This window comes from Aquimarina sp. TRL1, from assembly GCF_013365535.1.
Taxonomy (GTDB): Bacteria; Bacteroidota; Bacteroidia; order Flavobacteriales; family Flavobacteriaceae; genus Aquimarina; species Aquimarina hainanensis.
Map to the genome: position 1 here is coordinate 2,120,585 of NZ_CP053590.1, position 23,594 is coordinate 2,144,178.

The following is a 23,594-nucleotide window of genomic DNA, read 5'->3' on the forward strand; positions in this document are numbered from 1 at the left end:
AATTAGTCGTTTAATTCTTTTTCTAGTAGTGAGAGTAGTTCTTGTTCAGAATAATGATCATAGTTTTCTTCCGGTGTCGTGATAGGAATATGATTTGTTACAGTTTGTTCTTTTAGTTGATATAGGTGTTGACTTAACAACGGAATCGTATTGTAATTGAATAAGGTCGTACTGGGGATAGGAATATCGAGTATGTTTTCCAGAGTGTCTTTTATCAGAAGGGACATCATTGAAGTAATACCTAATTCTATAAAGGGAGTGTTATACTTTAAAGATTGTTCCGAAACTCCTAATTGTTCGGCAACAAGTGTTGTAATACATTGTTCTAATTGTGCCTGAGAGGTGATATCTGTAGCTGTGTATAGAGGAGGTTGGCGGGTATAGGAATGTATAATCTTTTTCCATTCATTATTAAGGTACATTGACTTGGCTTTACTTCGTTGTATCTTTCCACTGGTTGTTCTGGGGATATGCATGGGAGGAATGAAGAAAATACTTTCCAGGATAATACCATGCGTACGTATAATTTCTTGTTTTATATGTTGTTCCCAGAGTTTGTAATCAGGAGTTCGAATACCAGATCTTGTGAGTTCCTGGAACAAAATCACTTTTTCCTGTCCTTCCTTGAGAATGGAGAAAGCAGCGGCACCATCGGTTCTTAGGTTTTCATTACATGAAAAAGCTGTTCGTTCTATGTCCTGAGGATAATAGTTTGCTCCTCTGATGATAATAAGGTCTTTGATTCTTCCTGTGACATAGAGGGTATTATCGGAATCTAAAAAGCCCAGATCTCCTGTTTTGATATATGGGATTGTGGTTATCTCTCGAATAAAAGTAGTTGAGGTCACCTTAGGGTTATTCCAGTATCCCGTGGGTAATGAAGGTCCAGAAAAACAAATTTCTCCGATTTGCTGTGGAGGAGACAAGATACCAGTTTCCGGATCTCTTATTGTAATGGTGTGATTGTCAATACAATGCCCATTGCTAACGAGATAAGAGGAGAAATCTTCTTTTTTTAACGTACTTTCTTTTGTGTCGTTTAGTATACCCTGATTGATTTTGGAAACCGTATTTTCCAGAAGGAGTTTTTTATCAACCTCCAACCATTTTACTGGTTGAGAAACCGTGTGAGATGAAACTACTAATGTTGCCTCTGCCAGACCATATCCGGGCGAAATAACGTGATCTTTTAATCCATATGATGCAGCGATTTCCTGAAACCGAACCATGGTAGATAGATGGATAGGTTCGGCTCCGCAAACAGCTCGTTCCAACGAGGCGAAAGAATAGTTTTTTCGACTTTTATCACTTAGTTTATCGGCGATTAATTCATAGGCAAAATTAGGGGCAGCAGTATGAGTTCCTTTGTATTTAGTAATAATTTCTACCCATAGAAGCGGGTGGCTCATAAAATCAGCTGGACTCATTAAGTAAACGGGGCACTGGCTGTATAAACCTTGTAAAATTCCAAGGATCAACCCCATATCGTGGTAGAAAGGAAGCCAACTAACCATTTTACTTTCTTTTGAGAAAGAGAACAATTTTTTTGTCTCTTTGAGATTGTTGATCAAAGCGTGCTGAGAAACCATTACTCCTTTCGGGGCTCCTGTAGAACCAGATGTGTACTGAAGAAAAGCAATAGTATCAGGGGAAGGAGAATCGTTTTTTTTGGTAAGGAAATCTTCTTTAATAGCTAGTACCGGAAGCGATGAAAGTATCGATGAAGGGGTTAAAGTTGTGGTAATAAAATCTTTTTGAGAAGGAGTTGTTATGATCGATACAGGGTTTGCATCAGAGGCGATTTTTTCCCATTTGAAGAGAGGTTTGTTTCTTCCAGGAATATTCAGTGGAATGGGAATTGCACCAATCCAGTTACAAGCTAAAAAAGAGATAATAAATGAGATGCCTTGCGGAAATAATAAGAGGCATCTATCTCCTTTGTGGATTTTTTTGCTTTTTAAATAAGAAGCATATAATATCGTTTTGGTTAAAAGTGTTCCATATGTTATGCTGGTAATATTACCAGTTAGATCTATATAATTATAAGCGATCGTATCAGGGCTGTCTTCTGCTCTGTACTGTAAGATTTCAATGATGGATTTCATGAGTAGTATTATTTTGTTTTTGAAATGAAATGACCATGTAGCTTTTTAATAAAAAGTAGCATCAGGATAGCAGTCATTTTTGTGTGAAAAATTTATGCGATCATATCAATTACAGCGCTAATGATAGAAATCATATCATTAGCGCTGTCTCTATAGGTTGTTTTTTTATGCGTTATATCGCTTTGTCATAAAGAAGTGCAGGAATTTCCTGAACAGTTTCAATATCTTTTTTTATTTCTATTTGATCTTCTTTGGAAAGATTTACTAAAAATCGGCGGTATAAAGCTGTAAAGGGAACAGGAGTATCTCGGAATTGTCGGATACTGTTTTTTACAACTAGAGTAAAAGTATCAGCGCCCATTTTTTTCATCATTTTATATAAAACAAGAGTTCCTTTGTTTTGTGCCAGGTACGGAGCCCCATCAGTATAGAGCAAAGGAATTTCTGTATTGGGATCATTTCCTCTTTCTTTGATATAAGCGTTGTATTTTTTTTCTAAAATACTATGGACTCCCTCTGCTCCATGTTTTTCCAAAACAATTTGTAAAGCCAGCGCTTCAGGAAGTGCTGTTTGTAACATGTCAGCTCCTTGTACATTAGCAATGTGTATGTTTCTATATACCCATTGTCTGATGAGTTGTGAAGCTGTTAAAAAAGTAAGATAGGATTGTTCAGGGATTTCTTGTATATCAGCAATCCACCCTTCTTTTTCTGAAGTAGCGATTGTATTCGCATAACTATATTGTTTTTCCTGATAAAAAGGAATTTCTACCATTCGATTCTCTGAATATGGATAATTCCCAAGTTGAGTATTAATAAAATCTAATGTGTTGTCAATTGCCTCTTGATAATGAATAAGGTTATAATGATGTTTTTTGTGATGAAGGATTGAAACATCGACATCATGAGTGCGGAATTGAAGTTGCTCCTGCTCAGATGAACTGATATACCAAGCAAATGGAGTAGGTTCCGTAATTTCATACATATAATGGCTTCGCTGTTGATCATTCCATGTTTTTACCAGTTTTCCAGGAGCGACAGCAAATTGCGTTTTACTGGTGCTTAGCTGTATTTTACCAGTGAGCCATTTGGCATCTGGAGCAAAAACGTCCTGTTGCATAGCTATAGCATTCTCTATAGAAGGCATTCGGTTTTCTACTCTGGGGAGTTGATGTTCGATGCGTTCTCTGTTCTTTTTTAATTCACGATGCACATCGTATCCAATGGTAGGGATAATCTCCCTGATAGAAAAGAAAGAACCGTTAAACAACAATTCGGGTTGGGGATTTTCGCCCTTTTGAGTGAATCCACTGTATTCTTTTTGACTATATACGGATAGTACTCCACTTGCTGCCGTATCTATAGATAGTGGAATAGCGTACATTCGTAATTCCTCATCTTTTTTACTTATTTTGATAGGAGAATGATTCCATAATAGTTTTTTGATCGTTGTAAATGGAGCCATACTTAAATATACTGTATCAATTGAGTGATTACAATCATTGGTAAGCGTCAAGGCTGCTTTTGAAATGGCTTTTCTTTCTTCAGGATATAAAGCAATATCGAGTTCAGCATGTGTGATTTTGGGTTGTGGTTCAGATAAAATTCGTTTGTATTTTTTTTCATAAGAAGCGGCTTGTGAATTTAGAACTTCTTCTGGTTGAAAATTCCCTTTTTCATTAACCTCACTGACAATAAATGATTGTAATGAAATAAAGGCAATCACCATAAGGAGCACAGCCCCTTTTCCATATATATTTAGTTGATTGGTTCGGAAAGTAATCTTTCTTTTGAAATCGAATGCTTTTCCTCTTCTCCAAAAATGAATTCCTAAGAGTACAAAAATAATGGCTAATGTAGCCCATAAAAGGAAGAACCAGTTTGAAGCTAGATTCCATATTCCATATCCACTAATTTCTGAAAAATCTTCTACCCCGGGCGTTAGGGTATAAGTATATCTGATTTCTTCAATGATATCGAATTCTACACTTATTAGATTAAATAGGTAATACCCTACTGTTAGTACATGTGTAGCAAATCGATTACCAGTAAGTCCTGCGATAAAAAAAGCGAAGGAAATATTGAGGACATAGGTGAGCCATCCCCATTTATATCCCAGAAGATCTTCTGCATATAACCAGAGATCAATATGTTCCCACCCTCCTTTGGCGACCTGAGCAAGAATACCACATAAAATGATGGTGACCGATAAGATAAAAGCAACTCCACACATAGCTAGATATTTGGAGAATTGGCTAACCCATACAGGAACGGGAAGCGCATCTGTAATTTGCCAAATATTGGAAGTTTTATCTTTAAAGAACAATTCTACCGACCAGATCATTAATAAAATCATTATGGCAGCTCCTGTGGTAATTCGGGTCAATGTCATAGAAGCTGTGGTAGGAAGCTGAGCCCCGAGATAGTAGGTTGGATTCCATACCAGGTTTTGTAAAAAGAACATAAGGGCAACCATGATCATTATGACTTTAAAATTTACCGGACGAATAACATTTTTAAACTCCAATACGGCAAGTCGAGATAGTTTTTTTATAAATTCTTTAGCAGAAAAGAAAAGTTGAACTTCTGGAACCCCTATATCACTACTGAAACTGGTGGTCTCTGTATCAGGAACTATATTTTTCTTTGCTTTAGGTGATAAGGCTTTGATAAAATATTTAAAACTGAATTTTTTATAAGAAATTATCAGTAGTAGAATAGCCCCTCCGGTCCAGATTGCTTTATGAATAAAATACATATAGGTTAAAGGGAGATAGGTAGTATTCTTGGCAGTGGCAGGTAGTGTGTCCAGTATTTCTGTAGTATATCCGTAGCCAAATGGATCCAATAATTGAAGAAATGTAGTATAGGGGGTATTGGGACGAATGGTTTCTGTAACCATAAAGAGAATTGCAACTACAAAAATGCCTAAGTATCCTGCAGCCATTTTTCTAAAAAAAACTAATGCTGCAAAGCAGGCAACTGTTAATAGAAAAAGGTTGGGAACCGTGAGTAGAAAAAAACCTTCGAGCATTTGTCCCCATGGAGTGGGACCAAATTTATCAGCAGAGCCAATTCCTGAATATGGGACTAATAACATCCCTACAAAAAGACCTGTTCCGAGGATGAGGTTGGTTGATAGAGCTGCCAGGAAACGTCCTAGAAAAAAAGATTTTTCGTTGATCGGCATAGTGTATAAAATACCGGCACTTTTATGCTGAATGTCTTTAAAGAGTACTCCACCAGTGACTATGGCTACAATAATGATCATAATCATACCGCCTCCGGCAAAATTCTTATAAAAGAGCGCAGCCCCATTCATCAACGTAGCTTCATTAGCATAATAAGTATATGCCCCCTGAGTAAACCAAATAGATTGAAAAATCATCAATAGAAAAAAGAACCATGAGATAGGTTTTTTCCATCTGGTTTTAGTTTCGAATTTTAAAATTTTAGCGATCATAAGGCAGGAGTGGGGATTGGTTCTTTCGTGTTGTTTTTCTTGTTTGATAGTGTTTGGAAATACACATCTTCCAATGTAGGCTCTTTAGCTGTAAATTGGCTGTCAGGAGGGTATGGAGAAATAACTGTGATAACCATTTTACCCAAATGTAATCGGGTAGAGATAACATTCATACTTTTTTCATAAGAAGCTAATTCTTCTTTGTTAATTTTTTTCTCCCAAACATGTCCGATTAATCTACTGGAAATTTCTTCCGGGTTTCCATGTAATAATACTTTTCCTTTTCCAATAATTGCCATCTGATTACAGAGGGTACTGACATCTTCTACAATATGTGTGGAGAGGATAACGACAATATGTTCTCCAATTTCTGACAAGAGGTTATAAAACCGATTGCGTTCCATAGGATCCAGACCAGCTGTAGGCTCGTCAACAATAATTAATTTTGGATCCCCTAATAATGCCTGAGCAATGCCGAAACGTTGTTTCATTCCTCCAGAGTATCCTCCTAGTTTTTTATTTCGTACATCCCATAAGTTGACCTTCTTTAATAAGCTTTCTACTTGCTGATTTCTTTGAGATACATTGGTGATTCCTTTCATGTCTGCTATATGAAGCAAGAGTTCATAAGCTGTTGAAGATGGGTATACTCCGAATTCCTGAGGTAGATATCCTAATACTTTTCTCAGTTCTTCAGGGTGTTCTTGAATATCAATATCATTAAAGCATATATGCCCTTGATCAGGGTTTTGAAGTGTTGCTATGGTTCGCATTAGCGTTGACTTTCCTGCTCCGTTTTGTCCCAAAAGACCAAACATGCCTTTGTCTATTTTTAAGGACACATTTTGTAAGGCTTGCACTCCGTTGGGGTATGTTTTGCTGAGGTTTTTTATTTCGAGTTGCATCTTGGTATGGTATTGTTCCTTCTTCGTCAGTGAAGGGAAGTTAAAAAGTGTGTTTTATAGATGTATGAATGCATTTGATTGCATACACTATTATGTTTTTTTTGTTTTTGATTAAGTATTCATTGAAAAAATTAAATGAAGTTCATGATATAAGGTGTTATTGTTGTTTTTTTAATACGAGTGTTAAGGTGGTTACGGTAGCGGAGTATATTTTGATGCAACCCATCGAAATGAGAAGAGAAGCATATGTCAGTTTATGGAGAATAGTGCGCACTCTAGGATGGTTTTTCAACATGGAAAAATCCAATGAAAAAAGCGAATTAGTACTTGTATACCCTTCGTTTTTTATAACACTTGACTCCCAATAACAAGAAAGGGGAATTGAAAACGTTATACTGAAACAAGGATAAAAAGTCATAACAAACGCTTAAAAAAGTGTTATTTTTTATTTAGATCGATTTTAAATTGATAATATTGACTAACAAATTTAATTTGTTAATCAGCTTAGGAGTTACGCAAGACGTAATATTTTATACGCATAAAGGAATAATTATGGGACTGAAATTGCACTATAAAGATTTGGAGGAGATTACCTTTAACTCAGGTAATGTCAATTACTTAATAGATATTGCAGGCACAAAAGAGTATGATCATTCTTTTGAATATAGAGGAGTAAAAGGGTCTTTTAAAGAGATTGTTTTAGAGAATTTCAGGATTGGATATGGATGCAGTTATTTAGATAAAAAGACGACTTTATTATTTGATTTTGAAAATGAAACGGTAGAAATGCACTTTTCATTAAATGGAGATACAAAAACGAGTATGGATAGCATGCATCGGGATTTTTCATTCTGTAGTAATGAACACAATATATTTTACTGTAGTAATTCCAGAGGTTCCTTTCAGATGTGCTCTAAGCATTCACATATTTTTGAAGTCAATTTAAATCCTGATTTTTTTACAAAGTACCTTCCAAAAGACGAAATGTTTGATAGCTTTAAGGAGTTGATTAAAAATCATCAGGCAGGATTTATGAGCAATCATAACTATCCCATAACTCCAGAGATGCATTTTATCATTAGGGAGATTATAAAGTGTCAGTGGAAGGGACATTACAGAAAGCTGTTTCTGGAAGCAAAAGTATTAGAATTGTTAATGCTGCAAATGAAACAGATACAAGAGATAAGTGAGAGAGGAACAATTGTAACTGATCCGGTTGATATTGAACGAATGACAGTGGCAAAGGAAGTGATCACGAATCGATTAAGTGATCCCCTGACATTATCCGATCTGGCGAAACAGGTAGGAACCAATGAGTGTGCCTTGAAGAAAGGCTTTAAGAAAGTTTTTGGGACAACGGTTTTTGGTTATATTCAGGATGCCAAAATGAACAATGCCAAAAAATTACTATTAGAGCAAAAAATGTCTATTAACCAAGTGGCAGACATTACAGGATATAAAAACCCACAGCATTTTTCTACAGCTTTTAAAAAGAAGTTTGGAATTCCTCCAAGTTATTTAAAAGAAGGAAAATGTACTTCCAAAGTTTTCTAATTAATGTGGTTTATCCGTTAAGAATTCCGTCTAACGTAGTTTTAATTCCGTATACAGTAGATAAGGGCTAATTGCTTCCATATACATTTGCTTTTGTCTTTTATTTATTAATAAGCGTAAATAAGGGGGCTTTTAGAATATTTCTCGAATGAAACTTTTAGTCAATTTGCTAGTACTAGGAATAGTACTGTATTGTCAGAACATTTATACCCAATATCAGATTTCAGGAACGATAACCACTAGCTCTGGAGCTCCTGTATCAGATGCTTCTGTTTACATAAAAAACTCAAATAACGGTACGGTTTCCAATAGTCATGGAACATATGCTTTAGAATTACAATCTGATAAAGATATTGTACTCATAGTTTCGAATCTCGGTTTTGTAACTCAGGAAAAGAAGATTACTATAGAACAAGTTTCGACTGTGGTTGATTTTGCTTTGGAAGAAGATGTTGCTCACTTAAATGAAGTAACTATTGCAGGAAAGAGCAAAGCACAGTTATTGAGAGAGACGGTCTATAAACCAGAAGTTATTAATGTAGAGAGTTTACAGATAAAATCAACACCAGTAGCCGATATTATCGGACAGATATCAGGGGTCAAAGTTCGACAACAAGGAGGGTTGGGTAGTGAAGCCAATGTAATGATTAATGGAATATCTGGAAAAGGAATTCGTACGTTTATAGATGGTATTCCTGTGGATTATCTAGGTGACAGTTTCGAGTTGAGGAATATGTCTTCTGATATGATTAAGAGTATTGAAATTTATAAGAATGTTATTCCGGTTTCGTTTGGTTCTGATATTTTGGGAGGGGTGGTTAATATTGTTACCAAAAACAGATACCAGAACTATATAGAGGCATCCTATAGTTATGGTTCGTGGAATACACATTTAGGAAATATAAGTGTCAAAAGAAGATTAGGAAAAAAAGGAAATCAGTTTTTGCAGGCAGATGCGGTGATTAATCATTCCGATAATTCATATTGGATGGAAGAGATCGAAGTGCCGATAGATGAACTAAATAATACGGCAATAGGGAGAGCAAAACGGTTTCACGATACATATACCAGTACTTTTGGAAGGGTACAATATGGTACTGAAAATGTTCCCTGGGCAGATGATTTTAGAGTGGGGATTTCTGTGTCAGAGATTAATAAGGAATTCCAACATGGAATTAGTGCAATTACTCCCTGGGGAGGTGTGGAAAATACAAATACTTCATATAATGGATTGCTTTCCTGGAAGAAAAAAATATGGAAAGACAGACTTACCTCAGATGTTATTTTAGGAATTAATAAGGTCAAAGAACAATTTATCGATACTCTGGCGAGAACTTATTATTGGGATGGGAGCTATGTCCCTAAAAGTACCAGAGGAGAAAGTGGTCTCTATGTAAATGGGAGAACCCCTGAACTCGATAGGGACAATGTTTTTGTCCGCTTAGGAATGAACTACGAATTGCATGAAAACCATCAGGTAAATCTCACTTCGTTGATTTCATACGAAGAAGTGTCCGGAGAAGATAAGGCTGGAGCCGCTACATTTACTCAGGATATTTTTAAAACACCTCAGGAATTAACTAAAGTATTTACGGGGATTTCTCTGGAAAGTACTTTTTTGGATGGAAAAATCACGAATAATATTTCTGCAAAATATTATTTTGGGAAAAGCTTTGCTGTTTCCCTAAAAGAAGATAATACTCTGGATCAATTCATAAAGAGCAAGCAAGAGACCTTAGGGTATGGGAATGTTTTAAAATACGAAATAACTCCTGCTTTTACAGGGTTTTTAGGATATGAATATGCGATTCGTATTCCCGATAGCGAAGAGATTTTTGGAGATGGGCTTATCATCGGACCTAATGCCAATCTGAAAATGGAACAAAGTCACAATGCGAATGCAGGAATCCAGTGGAAAGGGATGGAAGATAAAGTCCAATTATCAGTAAATGGATTTTTTAGAAAAACAGAGAATCAAATATTTCTGAATGCAATTAGCTCCGGGATTTCTGCATACCTTAATCTTTTTAATACCAAAACAATCGGGGTAGAAGGGACATTCACACTCTTTCCTATTAAGAATACATCTGTTTATGCAAATCTAACCTGGCAGAAAGTTACATTGAATGGGGTAGATGATTATGGAATAGTGGAAAGCAGACATATAGGGTCCAGAATCCCGAACACTCCTTATCTTTTTGGAAACCTTGGAGCAGATTATCAATTCCGTCATGCTTTTCAAAAAAATGATGCTTTCCATATAAGCTATCAAAACAATTTTGTAGAGGAATTCTTTTTGTCCTGGGAGAACGACGGACTAGATGAAACTAAAGCGATTATTCCCAGACAGTTTGTTCATAATGCTTCTATAGGGTATACATTTCCTGAAAAAAAATATAGCCTGAGTCTGGAATGCAGAAATGTATCAGATGAATTGGTCTATGACAATTATAAAGTTCAAAAACCAGGGAGAAGCTTTTATGTAAAATTTCGAGTTTTTCTCCAATAAAGAATCTAGTTAAACCAAAATAATAAGACATGAAAACAATAATAAAAAACATCCTGTTACTCGCATTGACAGGAATATTAATTAGCTCATGTAGCAGTGATGATGACAGCTCATCAGATACTCCGGTAGTGAAAGATGATCCGTATACACTCCTTACCAGAGTACAAACTGGAAGTTCGGTAAATTATAATTTTTATTTACAAAGTATATCGGATTTAGACAAAGAACTTTCTTTTACGAATGAAAAAGCCGTAGAGGCTATGGCAGGAGGAGCTGCTGGAGTGTATTTATTTGATAATAAATTGTACATCAATGAATATGCTACTTCAAAAAGTATAACGAAGTGGAGTAAGAATGATAAGGGAGTATATGTAAGTGACGGGGCTATTAGTACCAAAGAAATTGGTTTTGCAGGAAATCCTTATTTCCTGGATAAAAATACGGCTTTTGTAGGAGGATCATCGGCAAGTAAAATTTTGATCTTTAATCCGTCTACAATGACGAAAACAGGAGTTATTGATTTTAGTAATCATTCGAGATTAAATGAACTGACAGATTTTCCATCTGCAGGAGGTAAGGTTAATATTGAAACAGTTACTGAGATGGTAGTAAGAGATAATCACTTGTTTGTCGGGGTGTTTTTATTAAATGAAATGCAGGCATTTACACCTGCAAGTTTGTCTTCTGATATCCTGGTTATTGATCTTAATAAAGTAGATGTTGCGGGAACTGATAATTCGGCTGCAGTTGTTAAATGGATTAGTGACGACAGAGGTGTAGGAGTAGGTTCCTGGAATTCAGGATCTGGATCTTCTTTTATGACAGTTGACGAAAAAGGAGATATCTACCTATTAGCACATAATATGTGGGGAGGAGCTAGAGCATCTGGAGTTTCCAGTAAACCAGCTTGTGTTCTCCGAATCAAAAAAGGAAGCCTGGATTTTGACAAGGAATATTACTTTGATGTAGAAGCTGTTAGTAAAGGAGATGGGAATTCAGTGGTCAATATGGAATATGCTGGAAATGGAATCTTCTTTGCAACTTCAAATGACAATTCAGCAATTAATCCAGATGATCCATATTCTTTTTATCTCGATCCTATTGCACAATGGTACCAGTTTAATTTATATGATAAAACAGCAAAGCAGGTAAATGATACCTATACGAAAGGGGCTTGGGCAAGTAAAATATTATTTGACCAAAACAAGGCATATATTCCATATCAAAATAAAACAGAATCTTACTTTCTAGAGGTTGATATGACCTCTATGAAAAGTAACAAAAAATTCTCGACGGTAGGAGCTCCGATCCTGTTCAAATCGAACTAGGGCAGCAGGAGGTCAATTGTTGTCGTTTTGTTGAATGTTTATAATAAGGCAGGGCTGGTTTAGAAATAACCAGCCTTTTTTTTATTCCTTCAGAGATTAATCAGATAGGGGCTGGATAAAAAAACCTTTCGTTTGTACTAAGTTGATCACATCATCTTCTGATAGATTTTCAGTCGCCTCAATCCGAAGTACATTATCGATATCTTCTATGTCAACAGACCAATTGATAATATCCGAATGCTTATTAAATGTAGGGCTAATCGATCTTACTTTTTTTCTGGACTTGATGTCGGTACAAAAAATTAATAGTTCCATAGTGATTAAATTTACTTCCTCAACAAGGAATGTTATTTCGAGAGATATCTCGTATTAAAATTTGTGTTAACAGGGGGTAAGCAATATCTAGTCTTGTTCCTGATTCGCGTTAGATTCATTAGAAGGTTCTTGTTTGGGCTGTAGTTTTCGTTCCACATATTGCCTGTAATATTCATCACCTTCTTCTTTCCAGAACTGATCATAATATTTCCATTTTGAGAAGTCTGTTTTCGAATCAGATTTGCACAAATCATCCGAATCTTTGGAAGAGCTTTTACTGCTTCCGCCACCGCAGCCTCCCAAGAGTATTTTTAATAGTATAAATAAACCAACTGCTTGCCAAAAAGTAAGTGTTGTCAAACCGAAAATATCAGGCATTAGCCAATTCCATAACCACATAATTACGAAGCCAAAAAGGATTGCCAAACCTGTAATGGCAATAGCTCCGAAGATGATGATTCCTGCAATCTCCAAAGGAGATTTTTTTCTGAATTTATGGGTGAAAAAATTTGTCATAATCTACGATTGTATTTTGTTAACTTCTTGTTCTATCTTTTTATATAATATTCCAATAGCTCTATGCCTTCGAGACATTAGTGTTCCTATTGAGATTCCTGTCTCAAATGAAATTTCTTTATAGGAATACCCTTCAAAATCTACTGCAATAATAATGTCTCTATATGCGGGCTTTAGTTGTTGTATGCATTTTTTTAATACAGATACCATCTGATCAGATGGATAATTGTCAGCTGATTGATACAACGCTCCGGCAAGTTTTAATATGTCCTGATCAGTATCAATAGCTTGTGTTTTTTTTGTCGTTCGCATTACATCGATGATCTTGTTTTTTATAGATCGGTATACAAAACCAGCAACGTTATTGATAGGAGCATATCGATCTGCTCCCGAAAAAAGTTTCAAAGCTACGTCCTGGATGATGTCTTCAGCATCGCGATTGGCGGTATTACTGATTTTAGCACCCACGTATCTTCTGAGAGATTCATACTCCTTTCCAAAGAACTCGCTAAGCTTTTTACTATTTTCTGATTCTAAACTCATTAAAACCTTTTATGAAGGGCTTTCAGTTAATAAGACGAGGCTTTTTTAGTTTATTGCATTTCTGATAATTATTTTTTAAAAATAAAATTAATTATAAAGACTTTCACTCTCTTAGATGGAGAGTGCTAAAGGGAACTTTTAAAAATAAAGAAAGAGGTTTTTTTCTGGGAGATATGTCGCAAGAAGGGATAATAGGATAAGAGTAAAACTCAGGGAAGAAGATCGGGACACTGTTACTTGGAAAAAGAAAACGGTGTATACAAAATATTTATGTATACACCGCTTCTAGTTGATGGTTGGCTTCGAAAAACGAGTTATCTATTAATTTGCATTGTGGATGTGGACATCTCTTTGTGGATAAGGAATACTAATTCCAGCAGCATCCAATGCAGTTTTACAGTCTTCTAATGTTTCAAAATAAACATCCCAATAATTTACTACATCCGCATAAGGTCTCACAACCAGATTGATTGCATTATCTCCTAGTTCACTAACGGCAACAGTAGGAGCAGGATCTTTTAATACTTTAGGAGAGTCTGTAAGTACTTTCATAATGACATCTTTTGCTTTTTTAATATCGTCATTATATCCGATTCCGATATTCAAATCTACACGGAGCTTTCCTTCTGATGTGTAGTTGATAATGTTTCCGTTTGATAATGTTCCATTAGGAATGATTGCTTCCTTATTTTCGGGAGTAAGTAGTTTTGTTGTAAAAATTTCAATTTCTTTTACAACTCCTGTAACTCCTTGCGCTTCGATAAGATCTCCAATTTTAAAAGGTTTGAAAACCATGATCAATACGCCTCCGGCGAAGTTTGCTAAGGACCCTTGTAGCGCCATTCCGATAGCTAAACCTGCAGCAGCTAGAATCGCGGCAAAAGAAGTGGTTTCAACTCCTACAGTTCCCAGTACAGCTAGAATAAGTACAATTTTAAGTACCCAACCCAATAGGTTTGTTAAGAACTTTTGTAAGCTTTCATCATAATTTCTTTTGGACATAACCATGGCAGTGGTACCAAGTATCCTTTTTATGATCCAGGATCCTATGATCCAAATGAATATGGCTCCTATAACTTTTGGACCGAAATTCATAATGAATTCTATTCCTTTATCTAACCATTTTTCAGCATCCATGTATTTTATTTTTTTAGGTATTAATGTATTTTCTGGAGCCAAAATAAAGGAATCCGTAGCTAATAAATGATAAGAAAGGAAAATGATTTTGTTATAAAATCGATAAATGACATATGAGATCCTATAAAGTGCATAAAAAGGGATGTTAAAAAAAGCGCATTCTTTGGTGCTTTAGCTTTTGTTTTTTTAATTGTACTTTTAGCGCCACCTCAAAACTTTAAAACATGTCAGATTTTTGGCTTTACCTAAAACTAGGTTTTTATCACGTACTTGATTGGAATGCTTATGACCATATTCTATTCCTTATTGTATTAACAGTTGCATATACATTTTCTAACTGGAAAAAAGTATTGTTATTAGTCACCCTTTTTACCTTGGGGCATACCATGTCGTTATTTCTTTCGGTGTATGGAGTGGTTCGAGTCAATGCTAGTCTCGTCGAATTTTTAATTCCAATAACTATATTTTTTGCCGCACTGTTTAATGTTTTTACGGCAAGTAATTCCAATAAATATGAGAAAGTAGGAGTTCTGTATGCAACTACAGTGTTTTTCGGTATTATTCACGGACTGGGGTTTTCTAATTATTTTAATGTGATTAGTAGTAATGTTAGTAGTAAGACATTACCGTTGATTGAATTTGCGCTAGGTGTGGAGTTAGCCCAGATAGTAGTTGTTTTTATAGTACTTTTATTGAGTTTTATAATCCAGACTGTTTTTAGATTTTCAAAGAGAGACTGGATTCTTGTGATATCTTCAATCGTAATAGGAATGGTGATTCCTATGATTATTTCCAATAAAATATGGTAATTTACAGTTTGTTAAGGTTGTATTTGACACATAGTCATAATATCTTCGTATTTTAATTATTAACCTTAGAGGAGAAAAGACGTATGTCAAATAATAAACAGCTCAAGTATGATAAGGCATATCTGAGAATTGCCAGAGAATGGGGGAAACTTTCTCATTGCTCCCGAAAAAAAGTAGGAGCAGTCATAGTAAAAGATCGTATGATTATATCTGATGGATTTAATGGGACACCTACAGGTTTTGAAAACCCTTGTGAAGATGAAGAAGGGTATACCAAATGGTATGTGTTGCATGCAGAAGCAAATGCAATTTTAAAAGTGGCTTCGTCTACACAATCATGCAAAGGAGCAACGCTGTATATTACTTTATCTCCTTGTAAAGAATGTAGTAAGCTGATCCACCAGGCAGGAATAGAACGGGTGGTGTATCAGTCGGACTATAAAGATAATTCAGGGTTGAAATTTTTGGAGAAAGCAGGAGTAGTTATAGAACAAATAAAAGAGTTAGAGGATTAAATGGGATATTCAAAAAAATATACGCCATTACTTATAGGGGTAGCTATGGGAGTTGGTGTTTTTCTCGGAAGTAAGTTGGATTTTAGAGCTTCCTCTTCCAGACTTTTTTCTTATAACCCTAAAAAAGAAAAACTAAACAGGCTTATTGATTACATTGACTATGAGTATGTAGATGAGATTAATACGGATAGTATTGTAGAAGTTACGGTTAATAGGATTCTGGAGAATTTGGATCCACATTCTGTCTATATCCCCTCAGAAGAATTAGAAGGAATTACTGAGAACATGCAAGGAGATTTTATAGGAATTGGAGTGAGTTATTATTCTTATAAAGATACTATTTCGGTAATCAATACGATTAAAGGTGGTCCCAGTGAAAAATCTGGGATAAAGGCAGGGGATCGTATATTAATGGCAGGACAAGATACCTTATATGGAGAGCGTTTGGTGCGAGATAAATTGGCAGATAAACTCAAAGGGGAGCTGAACAGTCAGGTACAGTTAAAGGTTTACAGAAGGGGAACAGGGATTTTTGATGTAGTGGTAAAAAGGGGAAGAGTTCCTATACAAAGTGTAGATGCTTTTTATATGGTTGATGAAAATGTGGGGTATATAAAAATTAACAGGTTCGCAGAAACTACTTATAAGGAATTTAAAGAAGCATTGAAGGAGCTTCAAAAAAATAATATGAAAGAGCTCATCCTGGACCTTAGAGATAATGGAGGAGGTTTTATTGCTCCTGCCCTGAAAATTGCTGATGAATTTCTGGTTGATGAGACCTTGATGATGTTTACAAAAAATAAAAAAGGAGCAATTGATAATAGTTATGCAACTGATGAAGGGGATTTTGAAACAGGAGGGATTTATATTTTGCTCAATGAAAATTCTGCTTCAGCCAGTGAGATTTTAGCAGGTGCTTTACAGGATAATGATCGAGGGGTTATCGTAGGGAGAAGGTCTTATGGCAAAGGACTAGTACAGCGAGAAATGGCATTGGGAGATGGAAGTGCAGTGCGATTGACCATATCAAGATATTATACTCCTACAGGAAGGTCTATACAAAAACCATATAAAAACGGAAATGAAGCTTATTTCAAGGAATATATGGAACGGTATAAGAATGGGGAATTACAACATGCGGATAGTATCCAGGTAGCTGATTCTTTACGATTTAGGACACCAGGGGGGAAAATTGTATATGGAGGAGGAGGGATTATTCCTGATGTCTTTGTTAGTAAGGATACCACCAGAGTAGGAGAAACATTGGAATATATGCTTCGGTCTGGATATATCGCTAGATATGTTTTTGAAGAGTTGGATAAAAAAAGAGCTTATTACAATAGTCTTTCGAAAGAAAATTTTACAAAAGAATTTGTCGTAGATAATTCATTTGTCGATCATTTCTTGTCGTACACCGAAAAAAAAGGAGTAGAATTGAACCTTGTAGGGTATAGAGACCAATTAAAGAAGTATCTTAGAGCTATAATAGCAGAACAGTTGTTTGATAAAAATGTATTTGAAGAGATCCTTAACCAGGATGATAAAATGATTAATAAGGTGTTGGAATTAAGTAAAAAAGAATAAAAACAAATAATAAAGTATGTCAGGATTCGAAGGTTATTTAGAAGTAGTAGCATTGTGTTCCCCTCTTTTATTCTTCGTGATGGCGGTTGCTTTTAGGTTGTTGGATAACAGTGCTTCTATCTTTTTAAAACACGATATCCTAGTAACCTCTTCTTATGTCTCCGGTGAAGTCATAAAAAAATGTATTGATGATACTGAGGATCAAAAACTAAAAAAAATGTTGGGGAAAGCACTTATGTTTAGAAGATTACATAATTTTTTTATGATTCTCGTATTAGTGTCAATTCCCCCGGTAGTTATAGCTTACTTTTTAGCTTTTTGATAGTTCTCTGCTTTATTTTGCTTTTTCTTGCACGGCTCTCGATATAAGAAGGATTACCATTAATAAGATAGCACAGGCAGAAGCTAAAATCCCGATAACAGCCGTTTTGCTATCCCCGGAAAAAAGATTGTCAAAATCAAGCATCGTTGTATTGTATATCAATAAACCAGCTGCCAGAGTGATAAGTAAATAGATAAAATATTTCATATGTTGTTATAATACTGTGGTTTTTATTGTTGACTGAAAATGGTTTTCATTTTCAAGAACTAAGTGTGTTTTATAAGAATAATCCTTTAATATTAGCAGCAAATAATTTCACAGCAATTGCTAGAAGGATAACACCAAATATTTTTCTGATAACGTTAATTCCCTGTTTACCCAGAAAACGTTCTATAATCCCTGAAGATTTTAGTACCACGTATACAAAAATGATATTGATCAGTATCGCGATTACAATATTAATAGGAAAAAACTCTGCGCGTAATGAAAGCAATGTCGTCATGGTTCCTGCTCCTGCGATTAACGGGAAAGCTAAGGGAACAACCGCAGCAGTTTCCGGTTCATCATCTTTGTATAGTTGTATTCCGAGGATCATTTCGATCGCTAAGAAAAAGATGATAAATGAACCAGCAACAGCAAAAGAATTGACATCAATACCTATGAGGGTTAAAATTTCTTTTCCCAGGAATAGGAAAACAATCATTAGTAAAGCAGCAACAATAGAAGCTTTTTCGCTTTGTATATGTCCTACTTTTTTACGTAAATCCAAGATAATCGGAATGCTTCCAATAATATCTATTACAGCAAATAATACCATACTGGCGGTAATTATTTCTTTAAAATCAATTCTTGTGAATGCTGAAAATATTTCTCTTAGTTCCATATTCATGATATTACGTTTTAGTGAAACAAATATAGTAGAATCCTTTCGTGCCGATATGTAAATGTATAATAAAAAGAAAAATAAACTTTATTTTTTGATGCTTTTAGAAGTATCTTTGCCGCATGTTTCAGTTAGGAAAGACCATTGTTTCGGAGGATATTATCCAAAAAGACTTCGTTTGTAATCTATCAGCTTGTAAAGGGACTTGCTGTATAGATGGAGATGCAGGTGCTCCTTTAGAATCTACAGAAGTAGATCGTTTAAAAGAAGTGTACCCATTCGTGAAACCATACCTGAGAGAAGAAGCAATTAAAGCGATAGAGGTGCAGGGAACCCATATAGAAACGGAAGAAGGAGAGCTAGAAACTCCTCTGATTAATGGAGCAGATTGTGTATATGTTATTTTTGATGATAAAGGAATGGCATTATGTGCGATAGAAGAAGCTTATAATCGAGGAGATATTCAGTGGAAAAAGCCAATTTCATGCCATATGTATCCTGTTAGAGTTCAGGAATATACAGAATTTGCTGCAGTAAATTATCACAAATGGGAAATATGTGATGATGCCTGTACATTAGGGAAAGAACTTCAGGTTCCAGTCTATAAATTTGTAAAAGAGGCACTTATCAGGAAATTTGGTCAGGACTGGTATCAAGAACTGGAAAAAGTAGCGAAAAACTTTGAATAAAAACAGTATTACTCAACTATTTGTTTCTCTTTATTTTTACAACCAACTAATTTTCGATAAGAGAGTTTTCTGGTTATGTACTATCAAGGCTGTTTCTCGTGTCTAAATCTGATGCGAAATATCAATGATTATAGGTTTTAATGCATTATATTTTTGTTGTGATGAACTTGTAAAAAAAACAATTGATGTTATAGTGTGTTTTTTTTGTAATCATTGCTGTTGATTTGGTAAGGATAAACACTTTTTTTTATGGCGTTTTGCTTTTTTATGAAAAAAAATGAGGTTTTTTTATCGATAAAAACCACTTTTTCAACACTACGGTTTACCCGTAATTTATGTTTTTTTAATAAATTGAAAAAACCACTAAAAAAGAGCGCTGAACTAGTGAAAAACATAAGGTTTTGAGTATTATGAATATAGCTATTTGTCTTAAGGGTTAAAAATTTAATATACTGATAAACAGTATATTGGCTATGTGTCTTTTTGACTGTTTGTTTTTGTAAGAACTTCCCTCGTGTTGAAAACTTTGTTGAAAACGTTTATGGGTTTTTGCTGGATTTTTTCTCACAATTTTTGATCTTTGTTTTATCCTAATAGCAATAGAATTTTACAACAATTACAATTAAAAAAAGGTAGATGAGTGTCGTAGAGCCAATCTTACAAGAAAACAAAGATAGATTTGTTATTTTTCCGATACAGCACCATGATATATGGGAGTGGTATAAAAAATCAGAAGCAAGTTTCTGGACGGCAGAAGAAATTGATTTGCATCAGGATATTACGGATTGGACGACAAAGCTGACTGATGATGAGCGATATTTTATTAAGCATATTCTGGCTTTCTTTGCAGCTTCTGATGGAATTGTAAATGAAAATCTGGCAGAAAACTTTGTTAGTGAAGTGCAGTATACTGAAGCCAAGTTTTTTTATGGGTTTCAGATAATGATGGAAAATATTCACTCCGAAACATATTCATTGTTGATAGATACATATGTGAAGGATGAAAAAGAAAAAGATATACTCTTTAAAGCAATCGATAATTTCCCAGCTATTAGAAAAAAGGCGGATTGGGCATTAAACTGGATAGAGTCAGATTCTTTTGCAGAACGCTTAATAGCATTCGCAGCTGTTGAAGGGATTTTCTTCTCAGGGGCGTTTTGTTCTATATTCTGGCTTAAGAAACGAGGACTGATGCCAGGGCTAACGTTTTCTAATGAGTTAATATCCAGAGATGAAGGAGTGCATTGTGATTTTGCAGTGCATTTGCATAATAATCACTTGATCAATAAAGTGCCTAAGGAAAAAATAAGAGAAATACTTGTTGATGCTTTAGATATAGAAAGGGAATTTATTACAGAATCACTTCCGGTAAGTCTGATCGGAATGAATGGTAAACTGATGACACAGTATTTAGAGTTTGTAACTGATAGACTTTTGGTAGAATTAGGTTGCGAAAAAGAATACGGGGTGTCGAATCCATTTGATTTTATGGATATGATTTCTCTTCAGGGAAAAACCAACTTTTTTGAGAAGAGAGTTTCTGAATATCAAAAAGCAGGAGTTCTAAATAAAGAATCCGGAGAAGATAAAATTAGTTTTGATGCAGATTTTTAATAAAAATCACTTCGCATTAATATAAAGAATATTCATTCTGAGCTGATCCGACTAACTACTTCCGTTGAATAGGTTAGCTCAGTTTGATGTTATAGCAGTGTTTGTATAAACACAATTTTAAGGGTAAAAGTCAACGAAATAAAGAAAAAATAGTAGGATATTTTTTGATTTCATAAAAATCAAAAAGGACTTTGTATTGCTTTATGTAAAAACAGTTAATTGTAGTTGTTTGGAAATAAAGCCTTTACGGAGAAGGGTAAAATATAGTAGGATTTCTTCAGTAGGAAGAAGAATTAAAAAAGTAGCGTATGTATGTAGTAAAAAGAGATGGGAGAAAAGAGCCCATAATGTTTGATAAAATTACCGCAAGGGTAAGAAAACTTTGTTATAGTCTTAATCCGTTAGTGGATCCGGTTAAGGTGGCGATGAGAGTGATAGAGGGGTTGTATGATGGTGTTACCACTAGTGAATTGGATAATTTAGCTGCAGAAATAGCAGCAACCATGACCACAACACATCCGGATTATGCAAAATTAGCGGCTCGTATCTCTGTTTCTAACTTACATAAAAATACCAAAAAAACATTCTCGGATGTAGTGACAGATTTATATGAATATGTAAACCCGAGAACCGGAAAAGAAGCACCTTTAATTGCGGATGATGTATATGAGGTTATCATGGCAAATAAAGAAAAGCTTGACTCTACTATTATCTATAATAGAGATTTTGGGTATGATTATTTTGGTTTTAAAACCTTAGAGAGGTCATATCTGTTGAAAATTAATGGTAAAATAGCAGAAAGACCTCAACACATGTTGATGAGGGTTTCTATCGGAATTCATTTAGGAGACCTGGATGCGGCGATAGAAACTTATGAGTTGATGTCTAAGAAATATTTTACACACGCTACTCCTACATTGTTCAACGCAGGAACTCCTAAACCACAAATGTCATCGTGTTTTCTTTTGACGACAAAAGAAGATAGTATCGATGGAATATATGATACGCTAAAACAAACTGCTAAAATTTCTCAGTCAGCAGGAGGAATCGGACTATCTATTCATAATATCCGTGCTACAGGATCCTATATTTCGGGAACAAATGGAACTTCAAACGGGATTGTTCCGATGCTTCGGGTGTTTAATGATACTGCTAGATATGTGGACCAAGGAGGAGGAAAGAGAAAAGGATCTTTTGCGATTTATGTCGAACCATGGCATGCGGATATTTTTGACTTCCTGGATCTGAAAAAAAATCACGGAAAAGAAGAAATGAGGGCAAGAGACCTGTTCTATGCAATGTGGATTCCAGATTTGTTTATGAAACGAGTACAGGATGATGCAGAATGGACGCTGATGTGCCCTAATGAATGTCCGGGCTTATTCGATCTTCATAGCGAAGAATTTGAAAAACAATATTTGGCATACGAAGAACAGGGGAAAGGAAGAAGAACGATTAAGGCTAGAGAACTGTGGGAGAAAATACTGGAATCTCAGATTGAAACTGGAACACCATATATGTTGTATAAAGATGCAGCAAACCGCAAGTCCAATCAACAGAATCTGGGAACTATTCGCTCTTCTAATCTATGTACGGAAATTTTAGAATATACCAGCCCGGAAGAAATTGCAGTATGTAATCTCGCCTCTATCGCATTACCAATGTTTGTGAAAGATGGGGCATTTGATCATCAAGAATTATTTAGAATTACCAAGAGGGTTACTAAAAACCTGAATAGAGTAATTGATAGAAATTATTACCCGGTAAAAGAAGCTGAAAATTCGAATGTTCGCCATCGACCTATCGGATTGGGAGTTCAGGGATTGGCAGATGCCTTTATTAAACTGAGATTACCATTTACCAGTGATGAGGCAAAGAAACTAAATCAGGAAATTTTTGAAACCTTATACTTTGCAGCTGTGACAGCCTCTATGGAAGAAGCTAAGGTTGACGGAGCATATCAGACCTATGAAGGATCACCAATCTCCAAAGGAGAATTTCAGCATAACCTATGGGGGATTAAAGATGAAGAGTTAAGTGGACGATGGAATTGGGAAGAATTGCGTAAGGAAGTATTGGAGCATGGAGTGAGAAATTCATTGTTAGTAGCGCCAATGCCAACAGCCTCTACGTCTCAGATTTTAGGAAACAATGAAGCCTTTGAGCCTTATACAAGTAATATTTATACAAGACGGGTGCTCTCAGGAGAATTTATCGTAGTAAATAAACATTTATTAGAAGATTTAGTAGCATTGAATTTGTGGAATGATGACCTGAAAGATGCTATTATGAGAGCAAACGGATCTGTTCAGAATATAGATGTTATTCCGCAGGATATTAAAGAATTGTATAAGACTGTTTGGGAAATGAGTATGAAGGATATTATCGATATGTCCAGACATAGAGGGTACTTCATTGATCAGTCACAATCTTTGAATCTGTTTATGGAGGGAGCTACAATGGCTAAATTAACATCAATGCATTTCTATGCATGGAAGAGCGGATTAAAAACAGGAATGTATTACCTGCGAACAAAATCGGCAGTAGATGCAATTAAGTTTACCTTAAAAAGCAAGCCGAAAGAAGAGCCTACACAATCAGAAAAAGTAGCTGCAGCGGCTGCACAGGTATTAGAAAAAGAAACAGCTAAAAAGGAACAGCCAGCAGTGGTGCCAGAAGGAACAGCATTAACACCAGAAGAACTACGAGCTATTATAGAGCAGTCAAAAGCTGCAGAAGGAGATGATTGTTTAATGTGTGGATCCTAATATATTACGACAAATGTATTTTGTGAAGATTTCCT

19 protein-coding genes are annotated in these 23,594 nt (G+C 35.3%); 10 read left to right on the forward strand and 9 right to left on the reverse strand.

The window, feature by feature from the left end:
* Window positions 1-2: 2 nt before the first annotated feature.
* The 3 genes from HN014_RS08685 to HN014_RS08695 form a co-directional block, all read right to left on the reverse strand.
* Window positions 3-2,105 carry an AMP-binding protein gene (locus HN014_RS08685; RefSeq protein ID WP_176028490.1) on the reverse strand — a complete coding sequence of 701 codons (2,103 nt, stop codon included), beginning with the start codon at window positions 2,103-2,105 and terminating at the stop codon, window positions 3-5.
* 172 nt (window positions 2,106-2,277) lie between these two features.
* Window positions 2,278-5,568, reverse strand: a complete 3,291-nt coding sequence (locus HN014_RS08690; protein WP_176028491.1) for an ABC transporter permease — start codon at window positions 5,566-5,568, stop codon at window positions 2,278-2,280.
* Complete coding sequence (locus HN014_RS08695) at window positions 5,565-6,473, reverse strand: ABC transporter ATP-binding protein (RefSeq protein WP_176028492.1); 909 nt, start codon at window positions 6,471-6,473, stop codon at window positions 5,565-5,567. The genes HN014_RS08690 and HN014_RS08695 overlap by 4 nt, the downstream gene beginning before the upstream one ends.
* A gap of 552 nt (window positions 6,474-7,025) precedes the next feature.
* On the opposite strand from HN014_RS08695, the gene HN014_RS08700 reads away from it, so the two are divergent.
* The 3 genes from HN014_RS08700 to HN014_RS08710 all read left to right on the forward strand — a co-directional run bounded on the left by HN014_RS08700 (window position 7,026) and on the right by HN014_RS08710 (window position 11,864).
* A complete protein-coding gene (locus HN014_RS08700) occupies window positions 7,026-8,027 on the forward strand; it encodes an AraC family transcriptional regulator (protein ID WP_176028493.1) in 1,002 nt (333 codons plus the stop codon).
* Window positions 8,028-8,175: 148 nt separating this feature from the next.
* Window positions 8,176-10,536: a TonB-dependent receptor gene (locus HN014_RS08705; protein ID WP_176028494.1), complete on the forward strand. Its 2,361-nt coding sequence runs from the start codon at window positions 8,176-8,178 to the stop codon at window positions 10,534-10,536.
* Window positions 10,537-10,565: 29 nt separating this feature from the next.
* Window positions 10,566-11,864, forward strand: coding sequence for a hypothetical protein (locus HN014_RS08710; protein WP_176028495.1), 1,299 nt, complete (start codon window positions 10,566-10,568; stop codon window positions 11,862-11,864).
* Window positions 11,865-11,960: 96 nt separating this feature from the next.
* On the opposite strand, the gene HN014_RS08715 is transcribed toward HN014_RS08710, so the two are convergent.
* The 4 genes from HN014_RS08715 to HN014_RS08730 form a co-directional block, all read right to left on the reverse strand.
* Window positions 11,961-12,179 carry a hypothetical protein gene (locus tag HN014_RS08715; protein WP_176028496.1) on the reverse strand — a complete coding sequence of 73 codons (219 nt, stop codon included), beginning with the start codon at window positions 12,177-12,179 and terminating at the stop codon, window positions 11,961-11,963.
* A gap of 87 nt (window positions 12,180-12,266) precedes the next feature.
* The gene (locus tag HN014_RS08720; protein ID WP_176028497.1) at window positions 12,267-12,695 is read right to left on the reverse strand and encodes a hypothetical protein; all 429 of its coding nucleotides are present in this window, start codon (window positions 12,693-12,695) and stop codon (window positions 12,267-12,269) included.
* Window positions 12,696-12,698: 3 nt separating this feature from the next.
* Entirely contained in the window at window positions 12,699-13,238 is a 540-nt protein-coding gene (locus HN014_RS08725; RefSeq protein WP_176028498.1) for an RNA polymerase sigma factor, read from the reverse strand.
* 321 nt (window positions 13,239-13,559) lie between these two features.
* Window positions 13,560-14,375 carry a mechanosensitive ion channel family protein gene (locus tag HN014_RS08730; RefSeq protein WP_176028499.1) on the reverse strand — a complete coding sequence of 272 codons (816 nt, stop codon included), beginning with the start codon at window positions 14,373-14,375 and terminating at the stop codon, window positions 13,560-13,562.
* Window positions 14,376-14,599: 224 nt separating this feature from the next.
* Between HN014_RS08730 and HN014_RS08735 the strand changes: the two genes are divergently transcribed.
* The 4 genes from HN014_RS08735 (at window position 14,600) to HN014_RS08750 (ending at window position 17,605) form a co-directional block, all read left to right on the forward strand.
* Window positions 14,600-15,184: a HupE/UreJ family protein gene (locus HN014_RS08735; RefSeq protein ID WP_176028500.1), complete on the forward strand. Its 585-nt coding sequence runs from the start codon at window positions 14,600-14,602 to the stop codon at window positions 15,182-15,184.
* Between the two features lie 83 nt (window positions 15,185-15,267).
* Entirely contained in the window at window positions 15,268-15,699 is a 432-nt protein-coding gene (locus HN014_RS08740) for a dCMP deaminase family protein (RefSeq protein ID WP_176028501.1), read from the forward strand.
* Window positions 15,700-17,283 carry a S41 family peptidase gene (locus HN014_RS08745; protein WP_176028502.1) on the forward strand — a complete coding sequence of 528 codons (1,584 nt, stop codon included), beginning with the start codon at window positions 15,700-15,702 and terminating at the stop codon, window positions 17,281-17,283. It abuts the gene before it with no gap.
* A gap of 16 nt (window positions 17,284-17,299) precedes the next feature.
* Entirely contained in the window at window positions 17,300-17,605 is a 306-nt protein-coding gene (locus tag HN014_RS08750; RefSeq protein ID WP_176028503.1) for a hypothetical protein, read from the forward strand.
* 12 nt (window positions 17,606-17,617) lie between these two features.
* Here HN014_RS08750 and HN014_RS08755 read toward each other — a convergent pair whose 3' ends face one another.
* Together HN014_RS08755 and HN014_RS08760 are read right to left on the reverse strand one after the other, a co-directional pair.
* Complete coding sequence (locus tag HN014_RS08755; protein WP_176028504.1) at window positions 17,618-17,812, reverse strand: hypothetical protein; 195 nt, start codon at window positions 17,810-17,812, stop codon at window positions 17,618-17,620.
* Window positions 17,813-17,882: 70 nt separating this feature from the next.
* Window positions 17,883-18,488 carry a MarC family protein gene (locus HN014_RS08760; RefSeq protein WP_176031069.1) on the reverse strand — a complete coding sequence of 202 codons (606 nt, stop codon included), beginning with the start codon at window positions 18,486-18,488 and terminating at the stop codon, window positions 17,883-17,885.
* Between the two features lie 122 nt (window positions 18,489-18,610).
* On the opposite strand from HN014_RS08760, the gene HN014_RS08765 reads away from it, so the two are divergent.
* The 3 genes from HN014_RS08765 (at window position 18,611) to HN014_RS08775 (ending at window position 23,559) form a co-directional block, all read left to right on the forward strand.
* Window positions 18,611-19,177, forward strand: a complete 567-nt coding sequence (locus HN014_RS08765; RefSeq protein WP_176028505.1) for a DUF3109 family protein — start codon at window positions 18,611-18,613, stop codon at window positions 19,175-19,177.
* A 636-nt stretch (window positions 19,178-19,813) separates the two neighbouring features.
* Window positions 19,814-20,791 carry a ribonucleotide-diphosphate reductase subunit beta gene (locus HN014_RS08770; protein ID WP_176028506.1) on the forward strand — a complete coding sequence of 326 codons (978 nt, stop codon included), beginning with the start codon at window positions 19,814-19,816 and terminating at the stop codon, window positions 20,789-20,791.
* A gap of 308 nt (window positions 20,792-21,099) precedes the next feature.
* Window positions 21,100-23,559 carry a ribonucleoside-diphosphate reductase subunit alpha gene (locus tag HN014_RS08775; protein WP_176028507.1) on the forward strand — a complete coding sequence of 820 codons (2,460 nt, stop codon included), beginning with the start codon at window positions 21,100-21,102 and terminating at the stop codon, window positions 23,557-23,559.
* Window positions 23,560-23,594 lie beyond the last annotated feature (35 nt).